Raw genomic sequence first — 15885 nt, 5'->3', positions numbered from 1 at the left:
TTAAACCAGCGCCTTCGCTTCGTCGTCCATCGTGCCGGACACCTCGTTCGCCTGCAGGATCATGTCGGTATGCGCGGCGCCCGACGGGATCATCGGGAAGCAGTTGGTCAGCTGCGACACGCGGCAATCGACGATCACCGGGCCGTCATACGCGAGCATCTCGGCGATCCCGCCGTCGAGCTGGTCGCGCGTCTCGATCAGGATGCCCTTCCAGCCATAGGCCTCGCCGAGCTTCACGAAATCGGGCAGCGAATCCGAATAGCTCTCGGCATAGCGGCTCTCATAGGTGAGCTCCTGCCACTGGCGGACCATGCCCATATACTGGTTGTTGAGGATGAAGATCTTCACCGGCAACCGGTATTGCGACGCGGTGGCCAGCTCCTGGATGTTCATCTGGATCGAGGCCTCGCCGGCGATGTCGATCACCAGGGCGTTCGGGTTGCCGAGCTGCGCGCCGATCGCGGCGGGCAGGCCGTACCCCATCGTCCCGAGACCACCGCTGGTCAGCCACTTGTTCGGCTTCTCGAACCCGAAATGCTGCGCGGCCCACATCTGGTGCTGGCCGACCTCGGTCGTGATGATCGGCGACTGCGCGTGCGTCGCGTCGAACAGCGCCCGGATCGCGCGCTGCGGCATGATCTCGTTCGGGTCGTTCTCGGGGAAATCGAGACACTTCACCGCACGCCAGCCGGCGATGCGACGCTGCCAGTCGGTCGTGTCGGGCTTGGGATGCTGGCGGCTCTTCCAGATCCGCACCATGTCCTCGAGCGCATGGCCGACATCCGCGATAATCCCGAGATCGACGCGCACCGTCTTGTTCACCGACGAGCGATCGATGTCGATATGCACTTTCCGCGAGTTCGGGCTGAACGCGTCCAGCCGCCCGGTCACGCGGTCGTCGAAGCGCGAGCCGAGCGCGACGACGAGGTCGGCCTGGTTCATCGCCAAGTTGGCCTCGTACGTGCCGTGCATCCCGAGCATGCCGAGCCACTGCGGCCCCGACGCGGGATAGGCGCCGAGACCCATCAGCGTCGACGTCACCGGCGCGCCGGTGATGCGGACGAGTTCGCACAGCAACTGGCTTGCGGCGGGGCCCGAGTTGATGATGCCGCCGCCGGTGTACAGGATCGGGCGTTCGGCCGCGGCGAGCATGTCGACGAGCTGCTCGATCTGCGACTGATCGGCCTTCACCTGCGGGCGATAGGTCTTGTGCTGGATCGGCCCCGGCTTCTTGTAGCGCGCGGTCGCGACCTGCACGTCCTTGGGAATGTCGACGACCACCGGCCCCGGACGCCCCGAGGTGGCGATGTGGAACGCCTCGTGGATCACGTCACCCAGGCGGGCGGGGTCCTTCACGAGATAATTGTGCTTCGAGCAGTGGCGCGTGATGCCGACGGTATCGGCCTCTTGGAACGCGTCGGTGCCGATCAGCGCGGTCGGCACTTGGCCGGTGATCACGACCATCGGGATCGAATCCATCAGCGCGTCGGTGATCCCGGTGACCGCATTGGTCGCGCCGGGGCCCGAGGTGACGAGCACCACGCCGGGCTTGCCGGTCGAGCGGGCATAGCCTTCCGCGGCATGCGTCGCGGCCTGTTCGTGGCGCACCAGAATGTGCTTGATCCGACCGCCGTTCGAATTGTGGCGAAACAGCGCGTCGTAGATCGGCAGCACGGCGCCACCCGGATAGCCGAAGACGACCTCCACGCCGAGATCGCACAGCGCCTCGATCAGGATATCGGCTCCACTCTTCTCGGTCATTTCACATCATCCTTTGCGAGAACACTGCCTTTAGCGTCTCGTGGAGGGGCCGGCTACCGATATAAAAGATGCGTGTCAAACATCATTTGAGCAATATAGTTTCAATTTGCTGCAACCGCGTTGAGAGATCAAGGGCTTCGGTGCGTGTCCATTCGGGCGGTGGCTGGTGCCGGAGCCACGTATATTGTCGCTTGGCGTAGCGGCGCGTGGCGAGCGATCCGGCTTCGATGGCGTCGGGTTTCGACTTCTCGCCGCGAACGAGCGCGGCGATCTCGGGCACACCGATCGCGCGGCGGATCGGGGCGTCCTGCGGAATGTCGGTGCGGGCGAGAAGCGCGGCGATTTCCTCGCGGCTGGTGTCGGCCATTTCGGCGAAGCGCTGGTCGATGCGCGCGTTGAGCCAGTCGCGGTCGGGGATCAGGATGAGCGCGCGGACGTCGATCGTCTCGCCGATCCCGCCGACCTTCTCGGTCTGCCAATCGGTGAGCGTGCGGCCGGTGCCGCGGACGACTTCGAGCGCTCGGGCGACGCGGGTGGTGTCGGCGGCGTTGAGCTTGGCCGCAGCTTGCGGGTCGAGTTGCGCGAGTGCGGCGTGCGCCTCCGCCACGGGTAGGGCGCGGACCTCCTCGCGGAGGGCCGGGTCGATCGCAGGGACGGGCGCTATGCCGTCGAGCAACGTGCGGATGTAGAGCCCGGTGCCGCCGACCAGGATCGGCAGCTTGCCCTCGGCGAGCGTGTCGCGGATCGCCAGCGTCGCCTCGGCGGCCCAGCGCGCAGCGGAGTAGGTCGCGTCGGCGGCGTCGACATGGCCGAACAGCCGGTGCGGGGCGGTCGCTTCTTCTTCTGCCGACGGGCGCGCGGTGACGATGCGGAGGTCGGCATAGACCTGCGCGGAGTCGGCGTTGATGACGACGCCGTCGTGGCGCGCAGCGATGGCCAGCGCGAGCGCGGACTTGCCGCTCGCGGTCGGCCCTGCGATGAGCGCGACCTTCGGGAGAGTTTCTATGTTCACGGCAACGCTTATAGCCTCGGGCACGCTGACCGCAGGCGATATTTCGACCGCGATGGACCGCCTGCGCGACGCGGACTGCGCACCGGGCGCGAGCGGCTGGATCGACGAGGGCGACGCTGCCGACCTGATCTTCGGGATGGCGCCTGACGCGGCGCGGGTCGCGCTCGAGGGGGCATTCCCCGCGACTGACGTCGTCGTACAATCGAGCCTGACGCGCACCAAGACGTTGATCGTCGCCGACATGGACTCGACGATGATCACCGTCGAATGCATCGACGAACTCGCCGACTATGCCGGTATCAAGCCGCAGATCGCGGAGATCACCGAACGCGCGATGCGCGGTGAACTCGATTTCGAAGCGGCGCTCGACGCTCGCGTTGCCCTCCTGAAGGGGCTGGCCGAAAGCGACATCGAACGCTGTCTGACCGAACGCGTGAAGATCATGCCCGGCGCGAAGGCGCTCGTGCGGACGATGCGCGCGCAGGGCGCTCTGGCGGTGCTGGTATCGGGAGGCTTCACGCGGTTCGCGGAGCCGGTAGCGAAGGAGATCGGCTTCGACCGCGCGATCGCCAACGTGCTTGAGATCGACGGTGGCGTGCTGACGGGGACGGTGACCAAGCCGATCGTCGGGTCGAATACGAAGCTGACGACGCTGCACGCCGCGATCGCCGAGCGGGGGATTACGGTCGAGGAGTCGCTCGCGGTCGGTGATGGCGCGAATGATCTGGCGATGATCGAGGCGGCCGGGCTTGGTGTGGCCTATCACGCCAAGCCGATTGTTGCGGCTGCGGCAGCCGCGCGGATCGATCATGGCGACCTTACTGCGCTGCTCTATGCGCAGGGTATCGCGAAGCAGCACTGGGTCTTAGACTAGCCGTCCTTGCGATCCTCCCCCGCTAGGGGGAGGTGGCGCCGAAGGCGACGGAGGGGGAGGACACGGAACGCTGGTTTCCCTTACCTCCCCCTCCGTCTGGCAAGGGCCAGCCACCTCCCCCTGGCGGGGGAGGATCAGAGGGGTCGCGTCAGCCCTTTGCCAACGGCGTACCGCTCGCGTTGCAAACATACGTCGCAAGCTCTTCACGCAACGGCAGGCCCTTGATCGGGCGCAGCGGACCGTCATGCGCTACGTTGGTCTCGACCAGCGCGCGGTTCGGGCCGACGCCGAGGACGTGGAACAGGCGATTGGCGCAATCGGTCTCGGTGCGCGCATAGGCGACCTTACCGTCATGCTCCTGGCGCAGGATCGCGATGATCGTTCCGCCTACGGCCTTGCGCTCGCGCAACAGGAAATGGCGTGACGTCGGATCGGAAGGGGTAGGGATCAGCCGGCCCTTGACCGTCAGCTGCTCGGGCTTGGGTACGGCCACCTCGGTCTCGGCGAGGTTGCGCAGCGATACGCCGTTATCCGCCATCGCGTCGGTATTGGTAGTCGCAGGCTGCTCGCCAGAACACGCGGCCAACAGCGTTGCGCCGGCAAGTGCCAGCGCCAAGGTCTTCGAAATCATTCATCTAGCTCCCGGTCGATGTCGAAACGAAACGACCGGTCCGGCTATTTGATCCCTGCCGCACCGGATCGCTCGGCCGCCGGGTAGCAGGCGACGTCGCTCAGCGCGCCCTCTTGTCGAGGCCACGATCCGTTCGTGCCATGGTCTTCGGCGGGACGGCAGGTTCGCACACGCGACGGGTGGGCTGGCAGGCTATGCCGACTGTCGAACATCCTTTGATGCTGCTTTCGGTGGGGCACGCGCGGCATTGCTGCTTGATCTCGGTGCAGGTCGATGGCGCCGACACCAACGCCAGGGTCAGGAACAACATTCGCACGTCCTTATCAGAAGCATCCGGCTCATCACGAGCATCCTGCTCATCACGAGCATCCGGGGGATCAGATCAAGGCGCGACGATCACGCAGGGCACGCCAGCCGCCGAGCAAGCCCGCGTCGCATCCGCCTTCGACGCGAAGCCGCCCGCCTGGAGCCGGGTCACGCTGCCCGCCTTGGGATAGGAAGGCTGTGCGCCACGGAGCTTGCCGCGAACCTTGTTCCACAGCGTCTCGGCATTGCCCTGGTCGCGGAAGGCGCCAAGCTGGATGCGCCAGTTGCCGGTCGCACGCGCTGGCGCCAGCTTCGCGACGGCAGGCGTCGGTGCGTTGGCTTTCGGCGGCACGGGCTTGGGTGTGGGTTTGGCTACCGGCTCCCGCGCGGGGGCCTGAACGCGGGCGGGCAGCGGACTCGGCGCCAGCCTGGTCGGGCGCGGCGTTTCGGCGATGCGGGACGGCGGGACGGGCGTCTGCCCGACCGTCGAGCGCGGCGCGGCTGCGGGCCTGGCCTGCAACGCATATTGCTGCGCCAGTGCGGTGCCCTTCTCGCGGTCTGCGGGCGAGATATACTGGTCCATCTGCGTCAGCGTCTGCGAGGCGGACTGCAACCCGGACGCCGACGCGCGCGTCATCAGCGCATAGGCGCGCGGAAAATCGCGCGGGACGCCGTCGCCATTGAACAGCATCGTGCCGAGCACCAGCTGGGTCCGCGGTTCGCCGCGCGCAACCGACTTCTCCAGCCATGGCAGCGCGTCGGATTTCTTCCCCGCCTGGAACAGCGCGAGCCCGTAATTGTCCTCGGCCTGCTGATGCCCCTGCATCGCCGCCTTGCGGAACCAGCTCTCGGCGAGCGCCGGATCGAGCGGTACGCCGCGGCCGAGCTTGTACGCCTGGGCGAGATTGAACTGCGCATCGGCATCGCCGCCGATCGCGAGCGGGCGCCATTCGCCGACCGCCTTCGGGAAATCGCCCTTGGCCCAGGCATCGACGCCGGCCTTCACGTCGGCCATCGCGGGAACGGCGACGAGCACGCCGCTCAACGCGACCGCACCCAAGAGAAGCTTCCCAACCGTCATCGCTCTACCTCAACATCCACTCGTCGCTACCATGCCGCCGTTCGGCGCGCATGGCAAAGGGAGCTTGTGCGGATTTCGCACCAATGTCGCTTGATTCGAACCCATTATGAAGCCGCGTTAACCGCTTCTTAGAGCCGCGCATGGCACTCCCGTCGCGAATACCAGGGGTTGGGCCGATTATGCGCGTTCTAGCGTTCGCATCGCAGAAGGGGGGATCGGGGAAGACGACCTTGACGGGTCATCTCGCCGTCCAGGCCGAGCGTGCCGGACACGGGCCCGTGGTCCTGATCGACATCGATCCGCAGGGGTCGCTGACCGACTGGTGGAACGAGCGAACCGACGAAGACCCCGCCTTCGCGCAGACCACGGTATCGCGGCTGGCGGCGGATCTGGAGATCCTTCGCCAACAAGGCTTCAAGCTGGCGATGATCGATACGCCGCCTGCGATCACGATGGCGATCCAGAGCGTGATCCAGGTCGCCGAGCTGATCGTCGTGCCGACCCGGCCCAGCCCCCATGATCTGCGCGCCGTCGGCGCCACCGTCGACATGTGCGCACGGGCCGGCAAGCCACTGATCTTCGTCGTCAACGCGGCGACGCCGAAAGCGCGCATCACCGCCGAAGCCACGCTCGCCCTGTCGCAGCACGGCACGGTGGCGCCGACGATCATCCACCAGCGCACCGACTTCGCGGTGTCGATGATCGACGGACGTTCCGTCATGGAGCTGGACCCGAAGAGCAAGTCGGCCGCCGAGATCGAGGCTTTGTGGACCTATGTCTGCGACCGGCTGGAAAAGAACTTTCGCCGTACCGTGTTCACCGTGCCGACCGCCGCAGGGCATCGCCCCGCCCCTGGTGGCTTCGGTCGTCGAGTGGTCGGCTAAGACCATGGTCCAGCCGAAACCCGCCGCGTCGCTGTCGTCCTCGCTGCTGGCGCGCAAGGGCGATGCACGCCCCGCGATGCGCGCGCAGGACGAACGCGCGCCAAACGATGCAGGCGACGATCTGGGCTGGAACGACATGGGATCGCCCGTGCCGCCCGTGTTGATCGAGCGCGAGGCGTTGAAGGCCGGGATCGAGACGCCGCCGATCGCCGTCGCCGATGTTTCGCTCGCGACTGCCGTACGGATCAGGCGCCAGGCGGCGCCGACGACCCCGGGATCGAAGGCGGCGTTCACGTTGCGCCTCGATGCCGACCGGCATCTGCGGCTTCGGCTGGCAAGTGCAATTACCCGACGTTCGTCGCAGCAACTGATGACCCAGGCGCTCGACGCTTTCCTGCAATCCTTGCCCGAGGTGGAGGCGCTCGTCGCGCAACTGCCGCCCGCAAAACCCAAACGTTGAAACAGGGATCATCCCGATGAACACGCGCGCACTTCTCCTCGGCGGCATATCGGCCCTCCTGCTTGGCGGTACGATGGTCGGTTGCGCCGCCAATGGCGCCATGAGCAACGGGGGCGTCGCCTCGGCCAGCGATCGCAGCGCGGCGCTGGCGTCGAAGGGCGCGGCGCGCGACGCGGGCAAGGCACAGATCGCGCTCGCCAATCGCAACGGATCGGCGGCGATCGGTCTTGCGGAGAATGCCGTCGCGCTGGTGCCGCGGTCGGCGGAGTATCGCATGCTGCTCGGGCAGAGTTATCTCCAGGGCGGTCGGTTCGCATCGGCATCCCGCGCGTTCGCGGACACGCTCCAGCTGTCGCCGGGCAACGGCAAGGCTGCGCTGAACCTCGCGCTGTCGCAGGTCGCGACGGGGGACTGGCAGGCGGCGCGGCAGACGCTGGCGGTAAACGCTGCGATCATCCCGGCGACCGATCGCGGGCTGGCGCTATCGCTGGCAGGGGATACGGCCGGCGGCATCGCGGTGTTGACCGAGGTTGCGCGTTCGCCCGCGGCGAGTGCCAAGGTGCGGCAGAATCTGGCGTTGAGCTATGCGCTGGCAGGGCAGTGGCCCGCGGCGCGCGTGGTCGCCGCGGCGGACATGGCGCCGGCGGATGTCGATGCTCGGCTCGAACAATGGGCGACGTTCGCGCAACCCGCCAACGCGTCGGACCAGGTGGCGGGGCTGCTCGGCGTCCGTGCGGTGGTCGATCCCGGGCAGCCGGCGGCGCTGGCGTTGAACGCGCCCGCGCCTGTCGTGCCGGGCGTTCCCGAGCAGGCCCTGGCGGCGGCCGATCCGGTCGAGGTTCCCGGCGCGCCGCTTCCCGTCGAAACGGCTGCGGCACTGACGGCGGGGCCGGTCGCAGGTTTCTCCAAGGTGTCGTTCGGACCGCGGCAGGAGGTTGTCCAGTCGCTGCCGTCTATGATGATGCGCCCGGCCGGTGGCCCGATCAAGGTTGCCGCGGCGCCCGCGCAAACGGGTCGTGGCATGGCGACCGCCGCGTACCGGGTGAAGGCTGCGGCGACCGGCAACTGGTACGTGCAGCTCGGCGCGTTCGAAAGTGCCGGCGTTGCGAAGGACGCCTGGGGCCGCGCCGCGCGCCGGTTTGCGGTGCTCGCCAGCTATTCGCCGAACGGCACGGCCTTCAAGGCGAGGGGCGAGGATTTCTACCGGCTTTCGGTCGGCGGGTTCAGCCGGTCGGCGGCGGATTCGATGTGTCGCCAGTACCGCGCCACGGGCGGGGCGTGCTTCGTCCGGCAGGGCGCTGGCGATGCGATGGCGCTGTGGTTGCGCAAGCCGGGTATGCAGATGGCGTCGCGGTAAGCGCGCGCCTCCCACCTACATCATAAACGCCACCCCGGCGGAGGCCGGGGCCCAGTTGGGGAACGTCACTAGTTGAAGGCGGCACTCCGTTACGCCGACCTTTCCAACTGGGCCCCGGCCTCCGCCGGGGTGGTGGTGCATCAGCGATGGGGCGCTGGGCGCGTTCACCGAACCTCGCGGCCACCCTTCCACAATCGCAACACGCGACCCTGCACCGGCAAGCCGTCGAACGGAGTATTGCCAGCCTCGGCCGCAAACTCTTCCCCGACGATCTGCCAAGGCGCCTGCTGGTCGAACAGCATCAGGTCGGCGGGCTTGCCCACCTCCAACGTCCCGGTATCGAGCCCGAGCACGCGTGCCGGGTTGCTCGCCAGCAGCGCGAACAGCCGCTCCAGGGTGATGCGCTCGTCGCGCACGAGCATCAGTGCGAGCGGCAACAGCGTCTCCGCGCCCGCCATCCCGCCGCTCGAATCGGTAAACGGCAGCCTCTTTTCCTCTGGCCCGCGCGGTTCGTGCCCCGAGCACAGCACGTCGATCGTGCCGTCTGCGATCGCCTCGAGTGCCGCGCGACGGTCGCTGTCCGCACGCAACGGCGGCGACAGCAGCGCGAACGAGCGGAAGTCGCTGACCGCGATCTCCGACAAATGCAGATGCGCGGGCGTGATGCCGCACGTGACGGCGACGCCGCGACGCTTCGCCGCGCGGATCAGGTCGAACCCGGCCGCCGTCGTCACCTGGCGAATGTGGAGCCGCGCACCGGTATCCTCGGCGAGCATCAGGTCTCGCGCGATCGCCAGCGCCTCCGCCACCGCCGGCGCGGCGGGGAGGCCGAGCCGGGTCGCCGTCTCGCCCTCGGTCGCAACCGCGCCGGCGGTCAGCCCGCCGTCTTCGGCATGCGCGATCACCGTCACGTCGAGATCGCGCGCATAGGCGAGCACGCGCCGCATCACGCCACTGTCGGCGATCCAGTGCTTGCCCGTGCCGACCGCCTTCGCGCCCGCCGACAGGCAGATCGCCATCTCGGCGAGGTCATGGCCTTCGAGTCCGCGCGTTGCCGCCGCGATCGGGTGAATCCAGAGGTCGGGCTTGCCGATCAGCGCCGCACGCTGGACGATACCGGGGTCGTCGAGCACCGGCGACTGGTCGGGCATCAGGCCGATCCGCACGATCCCGCCGGCACGGAACGCAGCACGGTCGACCTTCGCGACGCCGAGGTCGACGATCCCGGGTGCGATGGTCTTGCCGCCGCAATCGACGACCGTCGCATCGGCAGGAATATCGACGATCCCGGTCGCGACGATCACGCCGTCGCGGACCAGCAGATTGCCCTTGGTCACGCCGCCGACCGGGCAGGCGAGGGTTGCGTTGGTGAGCGCGAGGATCATGCCCAACCCTCCACGCCGCGTGCTCTTCGGGTCAGCACGTCCAGGCAGGCCATGCGGACGGCGACCCCCATCTCTACCTGTTCGGTGATCGCCGACCGTGCATGATCGGCCACCGCGGAATCGATCTCGACGCCGCGGTTCATCGGGCCGGGGTGCATCACCAGCGCATCGGGCGCCGCCTTCGCCAACCGGTCGAGCGTCAGCCCGTAGCGCAATCGATATTCTCGCGTGGAGGGGACGTACGCGCCGTCCATTCGCTCGTTCTGGAGCCGGAGCATCATCACCACGTCCGCACCCTCCAAGGCCTTGTCGAAATCGGTGAATGCCGTGACGCCCATCCGCTCGATCATCGGCGGCATCAGCGTGGAGGGCGCGCAGACGCGGACCTCGGCGGCAAGCGCGGTGAGGGCGAGGATGTTCGACCGCGCGACGCGGCTGTGCAGCAGATCGCCACAGATCACGACGCGTTGCCCGGCGATCGAACCCTTGCGCCGGCGGATCGTCAGCGCGTCTAGCAGTGCCTGCGTCGGATGCTCGTGGCGCCCGTCGCCCGCGTTCAGCACGGGGCAGTCGACCTTGTCCGCGATCAACCGCACCGCGCCGCTCGACATATGCCGGATGACGATGACGTCGGCGCGCATCGCGTTGAGCGTCATCGCGGTATCGATCAGCGTCTCGCCCTTCTTCACGCTGGACTGTGCGGCGTGCATGTTGACGACGTCGGCGCCGAGCCGCTTGCCGGCGATCTCGAACGACAGGAGCGTGCGCGTGCTGTTTTCGAAAAACGCATTGATCTGCGTGAGCCCTGCTAGCCGCTTGTCGGGCGTGGCATGCGTGCGGTTGGCGCCGACCCACGTCTCCGCCTCGTCGAGCAGGAACGCGATCTCGTGTGGCTGGAGCCCGTCGATGCCGGTGAGATGCCGGTGCGGAAAGACGGCGCCGCCTTCGATGAGGGCGGCGGGGCGGTGATCTGAGGTTCGCATTAAAGCTGCGGGATAGTGGCGCGCGGGGCAGGGGGCAAGCGCTCCGCGATGCTCCGCCGCAATCCGCATGGTTAACCGGAATTTAGCGTGGATATGGGATGGCGTTTGCAGATGGGGCGAGGGCGCAGGACGAGATGACGAACGCGAACGGAGCCGGATGGTGGGAAACGCGCGCGTTTGCCGTGACGCTCGTCCTGCTGTCCGCGGTGCCGCTGTTGTGGCCGGCGCTGCCTCCACTCAGCGATCTGCCGGGCCATATGGGACGCTGGCATATCGCGATGGCGCTGCCGACCTCGCCCGATCTTCAGCGCTATTACGACTATCGCTGGGCGTTGATTCCCAATCTGGGGATGGACTTGCTCGTGCCGGCGCTGGCGCACCTGTTTCCGTTCGAGGTCGCGACCAAGCTGGCGGTGATCGCGATCCCGATGCTGACTGTCGCCGGGCTGTTATGGGCAGCGCGCGAGGCGCATGGGCGCGTGCCGCCGACCGCGATGTTCGCGGTGCCGCTCGCCTATGCCTGGCCGTTCCAGTTCGGCTTCGTCAATTTCGCGCTGTCGCAGGCGCTCGCGTTCTGCGCGCTGGCGTTGTGGATCCGGTTGGGGCGGCAGGATCGACTTGTCCTGCGCGCGCTGCTGTTCGTGCCGATCGCGTGCGTGCTGTGGATATCGCACAGCTTCGGTTGGGGACTGTTCGGGCTGATGGCGGCGGGCGCCGACGTCGCGCGAGTACGGGCCAGCGGGCGCGGCTGGCCCGCATCGTTCGTCATGGCAGCGGTGCAATGCGTACCGCTCGGCGTGCCGCTGATCGCCATGATCGCCGCCGCTGCGTCGGGGCAGGGGGCGGGAGGGTTGGGCGCCGACGACTGGTTCAACCTGACGGTGAAGACGATGTGGCTGCTGTCGCTCTTTCGTGATCGCTGGCAATGGTTCGATCTGCTCTCGTTGCTGACGGTGATCGGCGTCCTGTACGCAGCCCTGCGGAGCCGACGGATGGGATTTTCACCGCTGCTCGGACTGCCTGCGCTGCTATGCCTCGGCGCGTTCGTCGTGCTGCCACGGCTGCTGATGGGGGGCGCGTATGTCGACATGCGGATCGCACCGGCCGGGATGATGCTCGCGCTGATTGCGATACGGCCGACCGATGTCGCGCAGTCGCGGACGCTGGCGCTGCTGGCGGTGGCGTTCGTCCTGATCCGCTTGACGGGCGACACCGTCAGCTTCGTCGAGCGATCGTCCGAACAGCAGCGGGAACTCGCCGCGATCGGCCATATTCCACGAGGTGCGGCCGTCCTGTCTCTGATCGCACGCCCGTGTAGCGGGGCGTGGACCGATCTGCGGCGCGATCACCTGCCGGGATTGGCGATCGTGCGGCGCGATGCTTTCAGCAACGAGCAATGGGCTATCGAGGGCCAGCAGGCGCTGCAGATCCGCTATGCGATCGCCGCGCCCTATACTGCAGACCCTGGCCAGAGCGTCTATCCGTCGATCTGTGCCGACATAGGTTCCGATTTCGAGACGACGATCGCGCAGTTCCCGCGCGCGGCCTTCACGCACGTCTGGACGATCGGGTTCGCGCCGGGAGCGGCGAAAGCGCCGGACCTGCGCGTGATCTGGACCAACGGTCAGTCCACGCTCTACCGGGTCGTGCGCTAGATCTGCGCGGTCACCAGCGCGTCGATCGCGCCCTGGAGGATGTAGGCGGCGGCCATCTTGTCGACGAGTTCGGCGCGCTTGGCGCGGCTGGCGTCCTGTTCGATCAGCGTGCGGGTGACGGCGACGGTCGACCAGCGTTCGTCCTGGAGGAGAATTGGCAGGCCCATGTCCTTGAGGTTCTGCGCGAATGCTCGCGTCGACTGCGAGCGCGGGCTCTCGCTGCCGTCGAGGTTGATCGGCAGGCCGATGACGAGACCGACGACCGCCTGCGCCTTGATGATCTCGGCGAGTGCGGCCTTGTCCTTCTGGAACTTGGTGCGGCGGATCAGGAGCGCGGGGCTCGCGAACGACCAGCCGGCGTCGCAGAGCGCGGTGCCGATCGTCTTGGTGCCGACGTCGAGGCCGATCAGCCGGCCGCCGTTCGGGAGGGCGTCGCGGAACTGCGCGGCGGAGAGCGTGATCATTGGAAAGCCTTCAGGCGACGGTTGGCGTCGGCACGGATGTTCGCCCAGAACAGGCTGTAGTCGTAGACGTGGTAGTTGTTGCCGGGCAGCACGTACGGTCCGAGGTTGGGCGGCTCGCCGATCAGCAGGAAGCCGCGGTCGGCACAGCGTGCGGGGACGCTGCCGATCACGATCGTCGCGGTCTTGAGGTCGGCGGACGGGACCAATGTGCCGAGGTTCGCCGTGGCGGGCGCGGCGGTGTACGGCATCCCGGTCAGCGGGTTGGTGCACACCATCGGCGTGCCTTTGCGCGCCTGGCCGTTGAAGCCGGTCGTCTGGTCGTACGCGTCGACGATCAGCGACGGATCGGCGGGTTCGGCGAAACTTTCCCACGACAGGATGCAACTGGTCTGATCCGCTGCGCGACATTCGGGGAGGCCCATCTTCGGCAGGTCGGTCGTGCGCGAGACTGGCCAGCCGACGACATACGCCGCGACGATCCGTGCCTTCAGCTTCGGGTCGGTGGCGATGCGGTCGCGGAGGAGGCGGGTGAGGTGCAATGCGCCTTGGCTATGCCCGGCGAGGATGATCGGGCGCTTCGGGCCGGCTTCTTTCAGGAAGCGGTCGAAGGCGGCGGAGACGTCGCCGTATGCTAGTGCCAGCGCGCGTTCGCTGTCGGCGACGCTGGTCAGGAATGCGCCGAACGTCGCCTGGCGATACCGCGGCGCCCATATGTCGCCGGCCTCGTTGAAGGCGCTCGCTTGGCCGCGCAGGAACAGTTCCGCCCGGGCATTGGTCTCGGGGTCGTCGATCGGCGCGTTCCAATGGTCGCGGTTGATGTACGATGTCGGGTGGATGAAGAAGATTGCCGCGCCCGTGCCGGGCTTGCCGGGCGTGTAGCCGGGGGGCGTCCAGAGTGCGGGATTGCCGGGCGCATCGGGCCGGGCGAGCCACATGATCTTTCGCGCGTAGATGTTGCGCGGGGCTTCGCGTTGCGCCTGGAAAGTCTCGCTCGGGACCATCACTGCGCGCATCAGCTGCGTGCCGAACAGGCGGTAGGCGAGCAGGGCGGCGATCGCGAGGACGATCATCGCGGCGACGAAATAGAGAAACTTGCGGGCCAAGCGGGACCTTCCGTGCAGGCGGTCCGGCTCCCGTGCCGTATGCGCGCCGCCGTTGCAATCGCGCAGCTTCGTGTTCCCCCGCCTCCGCGGGGGAACACGAAGGGTGTTGCGCCGCCTGCGCGCCCGGTGCTAGCCGCACGGCATGTCCGTAGATACTGCAACCGTGAAGCGGATCGCGAGCCTTGCGCGCATCGCGATCACCGACGAGGACGCCGCCCGCATGGCGCCGGAACTCGGAAACATCCTTGGCTGGATCGAGATGCTCGAAGAGGTCGACACGACCGGTATCGAGCCGATGACCGCCGTCATCCCCAACACGCTGCGGCTGCGCGACGACGTCGTCAACGCCGACCCGCTGACCGGCGGCGGCATCCGCGAGCAGGTGCTGGCCAATGCACCGGCGGCCGAACACGGGTTCTTCGCCGTGCCGAAGGTGATCGAATAATGACCGACCTTACAGATCTCGGGATCGCAGGCATCCGCGACGGCGTCCGCGATGGCAGCTTCAAGGCGCGCGAAGTCGCCGATGCGTTCATCGTAAAGGTGAGCCAGGCCAAGGCGTTGAACGCGTTTCTCGTCGAGACGCCGGAGCACGTGATCGCCGCCGCCACGGCCGCCGATACCGCGCGCGAAGCCGGCGAGACGCTCAAGCCGCTCGCCGGGGTGCCGATCGGCATGAAGGACCTGTTCTGCACCAAGGGCGTCACGACGACCGCGGCGAGCCACATCCTCGAAGGCTTCACGCCGACCTATGAGTCGACCGTCTCGCAGAATTTGTGGGACGCGGGCGCGGGGATGCTCGGCAAGCTGAATATGGACCAGTTCGCGATGGGCTCGTCGAACGAGACCTCGGCGTTCGGCAACGTGATCTCGCCGTGGAAGCGCAACGATGGCGGTAACGCCTCGCTCGCCCCAGGCGGCTCGTCGGGCGGTTCGTCGTCGGCCGTCGCCGCACGGCTCTGCCCCGGCGCGACCGGCACCGACACCGGCGGCTCGATCCGCCAGCCTGCCGCCTTCACCGGCATCAGCGGCATCAAGCCGACCTATGGCCGCTGCTCGCGCTGGGGGACGATCGCGTTCGCCTCGTCGCTGGACCAGGCCGGGCCGATGGCACGCGACGTCCGTGACTGCGCGATCCTGCTCGAGGCGATGGCCGGGTTCGACGCCAAGGACGGCACCTCGTTGCAGCTCGACGTGCCGAAATGGGAAGCGGGTTTGTCCGGCAATCTCAACGGCCTGCGCGTCGGTATTCCCAAGGAATATCGCGTCGACGGAATGCCCGAGGAGATCGAGGCGCTCTGGCAGCAGGGCATCGCCTGGATGAAGGACGCCGGCGCGACGATCGTCGAGGTCTCGCTCCCGCACACCAAATACGCGCTGCCCGCCTATTACATCATCGCGCCCGCCGAAGCGTCGTCGAACCTCGCGCGCTATGACGGCGTGCGCTACGGGATCCGCGACCTGCCGACCGGCGCCGGCTTGCAGGACATGTACGCCGCGACGCGTGCGGATGGCTTCGGCCCCGAGGTGAAGCGCCGCATCATGATCGGCACCTACGTGCTGTCGGCGGGCTTCTACGACGCGTATTACACGCAGGCGCAGAAGGTCCGGACGCTGATCGCGCGCGATTTCGAGCGGGCGTGGGAGACGTGCGACGTCCTTCTCACCCCGACCGCCCCCTCGGCAGCGTTCGCGCTCGGCGAGAAGTCGGCCGATCCGATCGCGATGTACCTGAACGATGTCTTCACCGTGCCGTCGTCGCTTGCGGGCTTGCCGGCGATGTCGGTGCCGGGTGGCCTCGACAAGCAAGGTCTGCCGCTCGGGCTGCAGATCATCGGCAAGCCGCTCGACGAGCAAGGCGTGCTGAACGCAGGGCTCGCGATCGAACAGCGAGCAGGATTTACCGCGCGACCAGAGGCTTGGTGGTAA

At 67.6% G+C, this 15885-nt stretch carries 16 protein-coding genes; 7 read left to right on the top strand and 9 right to left on the bottom strand.

Annotation, left to right across the window (positions count from 1 at the left end; all coding sequences use genetic code 11):
- On the bottom strand, positions 1-1761 hold the full coding sequence (gene ilvB, locus IFR23_RS18290; protein ID WP_192977085.1) for a biosynthetic-type acetolactate synthase large subunit: 1761 nt from the start codon (positions 1759-1761) through the stop codon (positions 1-3).
- Between the two features lie 82 nt (positions 1762-1843).
- Positions 1844-2773, bottom strand: a complete 930-nt coding sequence (gene miaA / locus IFR23_RS18285; protein WP_192977084.1) for a tRNA (adenosine(37)-N6)-dimethylallyltransferase MiaA — start codon at positions 2771-2773, stop codon at positions 1844-1846.
- On the opposite strand from miaA, the gene serB reads away from it, so the two are divergent.
- The gene (gene serB / locus IFR23_RS18280) at positions 2766-3647 is read left to right on the top strand and encodes a phosphoserine phosphatase SerB (protein WP_192977083.1); all 882 of its coding nucleotides are present in this window, start codon (positions 2766-2768) and stop codon (positions 3645-3647) included. The genes miaA and serB overlap by 8 nt on opposite strands.
- A 148-nt stretch (positions 3648-3795) precedes the next feature.
- Here serB and IFR23_RS18275 read toward each other — a convergent pair whose 3' ends face one another.
- From IFR23_RS18275 to IFR23_RS18265, 3 genes are all read right to left on the bottom strand, one after another.
- Entirely contained in the window at positions 3796-4278 is a 483-nt protein-coding gene (locus IFR23_RS18275) for a hypothetical protein (RefSeq protein WP_192977082.1), read from the bottom strand.
- A 100-nt stretch (positions 4279-4378) separates the two neighbouring features.
- Positions 4379-4588: a hypothetical protein gene (locus IFR23_RS18270; protein WP_192977081.1), complete on the bottom strand. Its 210-nt coding sequence runs from the start codon at positions 4586-4588 to the stop codon at positions 4379-4381.
- 72 nt (positions 4589-4660) lie between these two features.
- Positions 4661-5665 carry an SPOR domain-containing protein gene (locus IFR23_RS18265; RefSeq protein ID WP_192977080.1) on the bottom strand — a complete coding sequence of 335 codons (1005 nt, stop codon included), beginning with the start codon at positions 5663-5665 and terminating at the stop codon, positions 4661-4663.
- Positions 5666-5844: 179 nt separating this feature from the next.
- Between IFR23_RS18265 and IFR23_RS18260 the strand changes: the two genes are divergently transcribed.
- Genes IFR23_RS18260 through IFR23_RS18250 form a run of 3 tightly spaced genes read left to right on the top strand, consistent with a single transcriptional unit; the run spans position 5845 to position 8366 of the window.
- A complete protein-coding gene (locus IFR23_RS18260) occupies positions 5845-6549 on the top strand; it encodes a ParA family protein (RefSeq protein ID WP_192977079.1) in 705 nt (234 codons plus the stop codon).
- Between the two features lie 4 nt (positions 6550-6553).
- Positions 6554-7009, top strand: a complete 456-nt coding sequence (locus IFR23_RS18255; RefSeq protein ID WP_192977078.1) for a hypothetical protein — start codon at positions 6554-6556, stop codon at positions 7007-7009.
- 16 nt (positions 7010-7025) lie between these two features.
- Positions 7026-8366 carry an SPOR domain-containing protein gene (locus IFR23_RS18250; protein ID WP_192977077.1) on the top strand — a complete coding sequence of 447 codons (1341 nt, stop codon included), beginning with the start codon at positions 7026-7028 and terminating at the stop codon, positions 8364-8366.
- A gap of 164 nt (positions 8367-8530) precedes the next feature.
- On the opposite strand, the gene IFR23_RS18245 is transcribed toward IFR23_RS18250, so the two are convergent.
- Positions 8531-9751, bottom strand: a complete 1221-nt coding sequence (locus IFR23_RS18245; protein ID WP_192977076.1) for a dihydroorotase — start codon at positions 9749-9751, stop codon at positions 8531-8533.
- A complete protein-coding gene (locus IFR23_RS18240) occupies positions 9748-10734 on the bottom strand; it encodes an aspartate carbamoyltransferase catalytic subunit (RefSeq protein ID WP_056048137.1) in 987 nt (328 codons plus the stop codon). The genes IFR23_RS18245 and IFR23_RS18240 overlap by 4 nt, the downstream gene beginning before the upstream one ends.
- Positions 10735-10832: 98 nt before the next feature.
- Between IFR23_RS18240 and IFR23_RS18235 the strand changes: the two genes are divergently transcribed.
- Positions 10833-12389: a hypothetical protein gene (locus IFR23_RS18235; RefSeq protein ID WP_192977075.1), complete on the top strand. Its 1557-nt coding sequence runs from the start codon at positions 10833-10835 to the stop codon at positions 12387-12389.
- Here IFR23_RS18235 and ruvX read toward each other — a convergent pair.
- On the bottom strand, positions 12386-12853 hold the full coding sequence (gene ruvX / locus IFR23_RS18230) for a Holliday junction resolvase RuvX (protein WP_060524389.1): 468 nt from the start codon (positions 12851-12853) through the stop codon (positions 12386-12388). The genes IFR23_RS18235 and ruvX overlap by 4 nt on opposite strands.
- Positions 12850-13956: a DUF3089 domain-containing protein gene (locus tag IFR23_RS18225; protein WP_192977074.1), complete on the bottom strand. Its 1107-nt coding sequence runs from the start codon at positions 13954-13956 to the stop codon at positions 12850-12852. The genes ruvX and IFR23_RS18225 overlap by 4 nt, the downstream gene beginning before the upstream one ends.
- A gap of 142 nt (positions 13957-14098) precedes the next feature.
- Between IFR23_RS18225 and gatC the strand changes: the two genes are divergently transcribed.
- Together gatC and gatA are read left to right on the top strand one after the other, a co-directional pair.
- Positions 14099-14401 (top strand): Asp-tRNA(Asn)/Glu-tRNA(Gln) amidotransferase subunit GatC, encoded by a 303-nt coding sequence (gene gatC, locus IFR23_RS18220; protein ID WP_192977073.1) that lies wholly within the window; start codon positions 14099-14101, stop codon positions 14399-14401.
- Positions 14401-15885, top strand: coding sequence for an Asp-tRNA(Asn)/Glu-tRNA(Gln) amidotransferase subunit GatA (gene gatA, locus IFR23_RS18215; RefSeq protein ID WP_192977072.1), 1485 nt, complete (start codon positions 14401-14403; stop codon positions 15883-15885). Before gatC ends, gatA begins: the two co-directional genes overlap by 1 nt.

Source organism: Sphingomonas sp. CFBP 13603 (assembly GCF_014892665.1).
Taxonomy (GTDB): Bacteria; Pseudomonadota; Alphaproteobacteria; order Sphingomonadales; family Sphingomonadaceae; genus Sphingomonas.
Note: the sequence above shows the minus strand (reverse complement) of the source record. Positions and strands in the feature narration are given on the sequence as shown.

What these genes read in the sequence shown, in the direction of transcription:
- ilvB (WP_192977085.1), bottom strand. Translation starts at nt 1,761, where the DNA reads ATGACCGAGAAGAGTGGAGCCGATATCCTGATCGAGGCGCTGTGCGAT.
- serB (WP_192977083.1), top strand. Translation starts at nt 2,766, where the DNA reads ATGTTCACGGCAACGCTTATAGCCTCGGGCACGCTGACCGCAGGCGAT.
- IFR23_RS18275 (WP_192977082.1), bottom strand. Translation starts at nt 4,278, where the DNA reads ATGATTTCGAAGACCTTGGCGCTGGCACTTGCCGGCGCAACGCTGTTG.
- IFR23_RS18270 (WP_192977081.1), bottom strand. Translation starts at nt 4,588, where the DNA reads ATGTTGTTCCTGACCCTGGCGTTGGTGTCGGCGCCATCGACCTGCACC.
- IFR23_RS18265 (WP_192977080.1), bottom strand. Translation starts at nt 5,665, where the DNA reads ATGACGGTTGGGAAGCTTCTCTTGGGTGCGGTCGCGTTGAGCGGCGTG.
- IFR23_RS18260 (WP_192977079.1), top strand. Translation starts at nt 5,845, where the DNA reads ATGCGCGTTCTAGCGTTCGCATCGCAGAAGGGGGGATCGGGGAAGACG.
- IFR23_RS18255 (WP_192977078.1), top strand. Translation starts at nt 6,554, where the DNA reads ATGGTCCAGCCGAAACCCGCCGCGTCGCTGTCGTCCTCGCTGCTGGCG.
- IFR23_RS18250 (WP_192977077.1), top strand. Translation starts at nt 7,026, where the DNA reads ATGAACACGCGCGCACTTCTCCTCGGCGGCATATCGGCCCTCCTGCTT.
- IFR23_RS18245 (WP_192977076.1), bottom strand. Translation starts at nt 9,751, where the DNA reads ATGATCCTCGCGCTCACCAACGCAACCCTCGCCTGCCCGGTCGGCGGC.
- IFR23_RS18240 (WP_056048137.1), bottom strand. Translation starts at nt 10,734, where the DNA reads ATGCGAACCTCAGATCACCGCCCCGCCGCCCTCATCGAAGGCGGCGCC.
- IFR23_RS18235 (WP_192977075.1), top strand. Translation starts at nt 10,833, where the DNA reads ATGGCGTTTGCAGATGGGGCGAGGGCGCAGGACGAGATGACGAACGCG.
- ruvX (WP_060524389.1), bottom strand. Translation starts at nt 12,853, where the DNA reads ATGATCACGCTCTCCGCCGCGCAGTTCCGCGACGCCCTCCCGAACGGC.
- gatC (WP_192977073.1), top strand. Translation starts at nt 14,099, where the DNA reads ATGTCCGTAGATACTGCAACCGTGAAGCGGATCGCGAGCCTTGCGCGC.
- gatA (WP_192977072.1), top strand. Translation starts at nt 14,401, where the DNA reads ATGACCGACCTTACAGATCTCGGGATCGCAGGCATCCGCGACGGCGTC.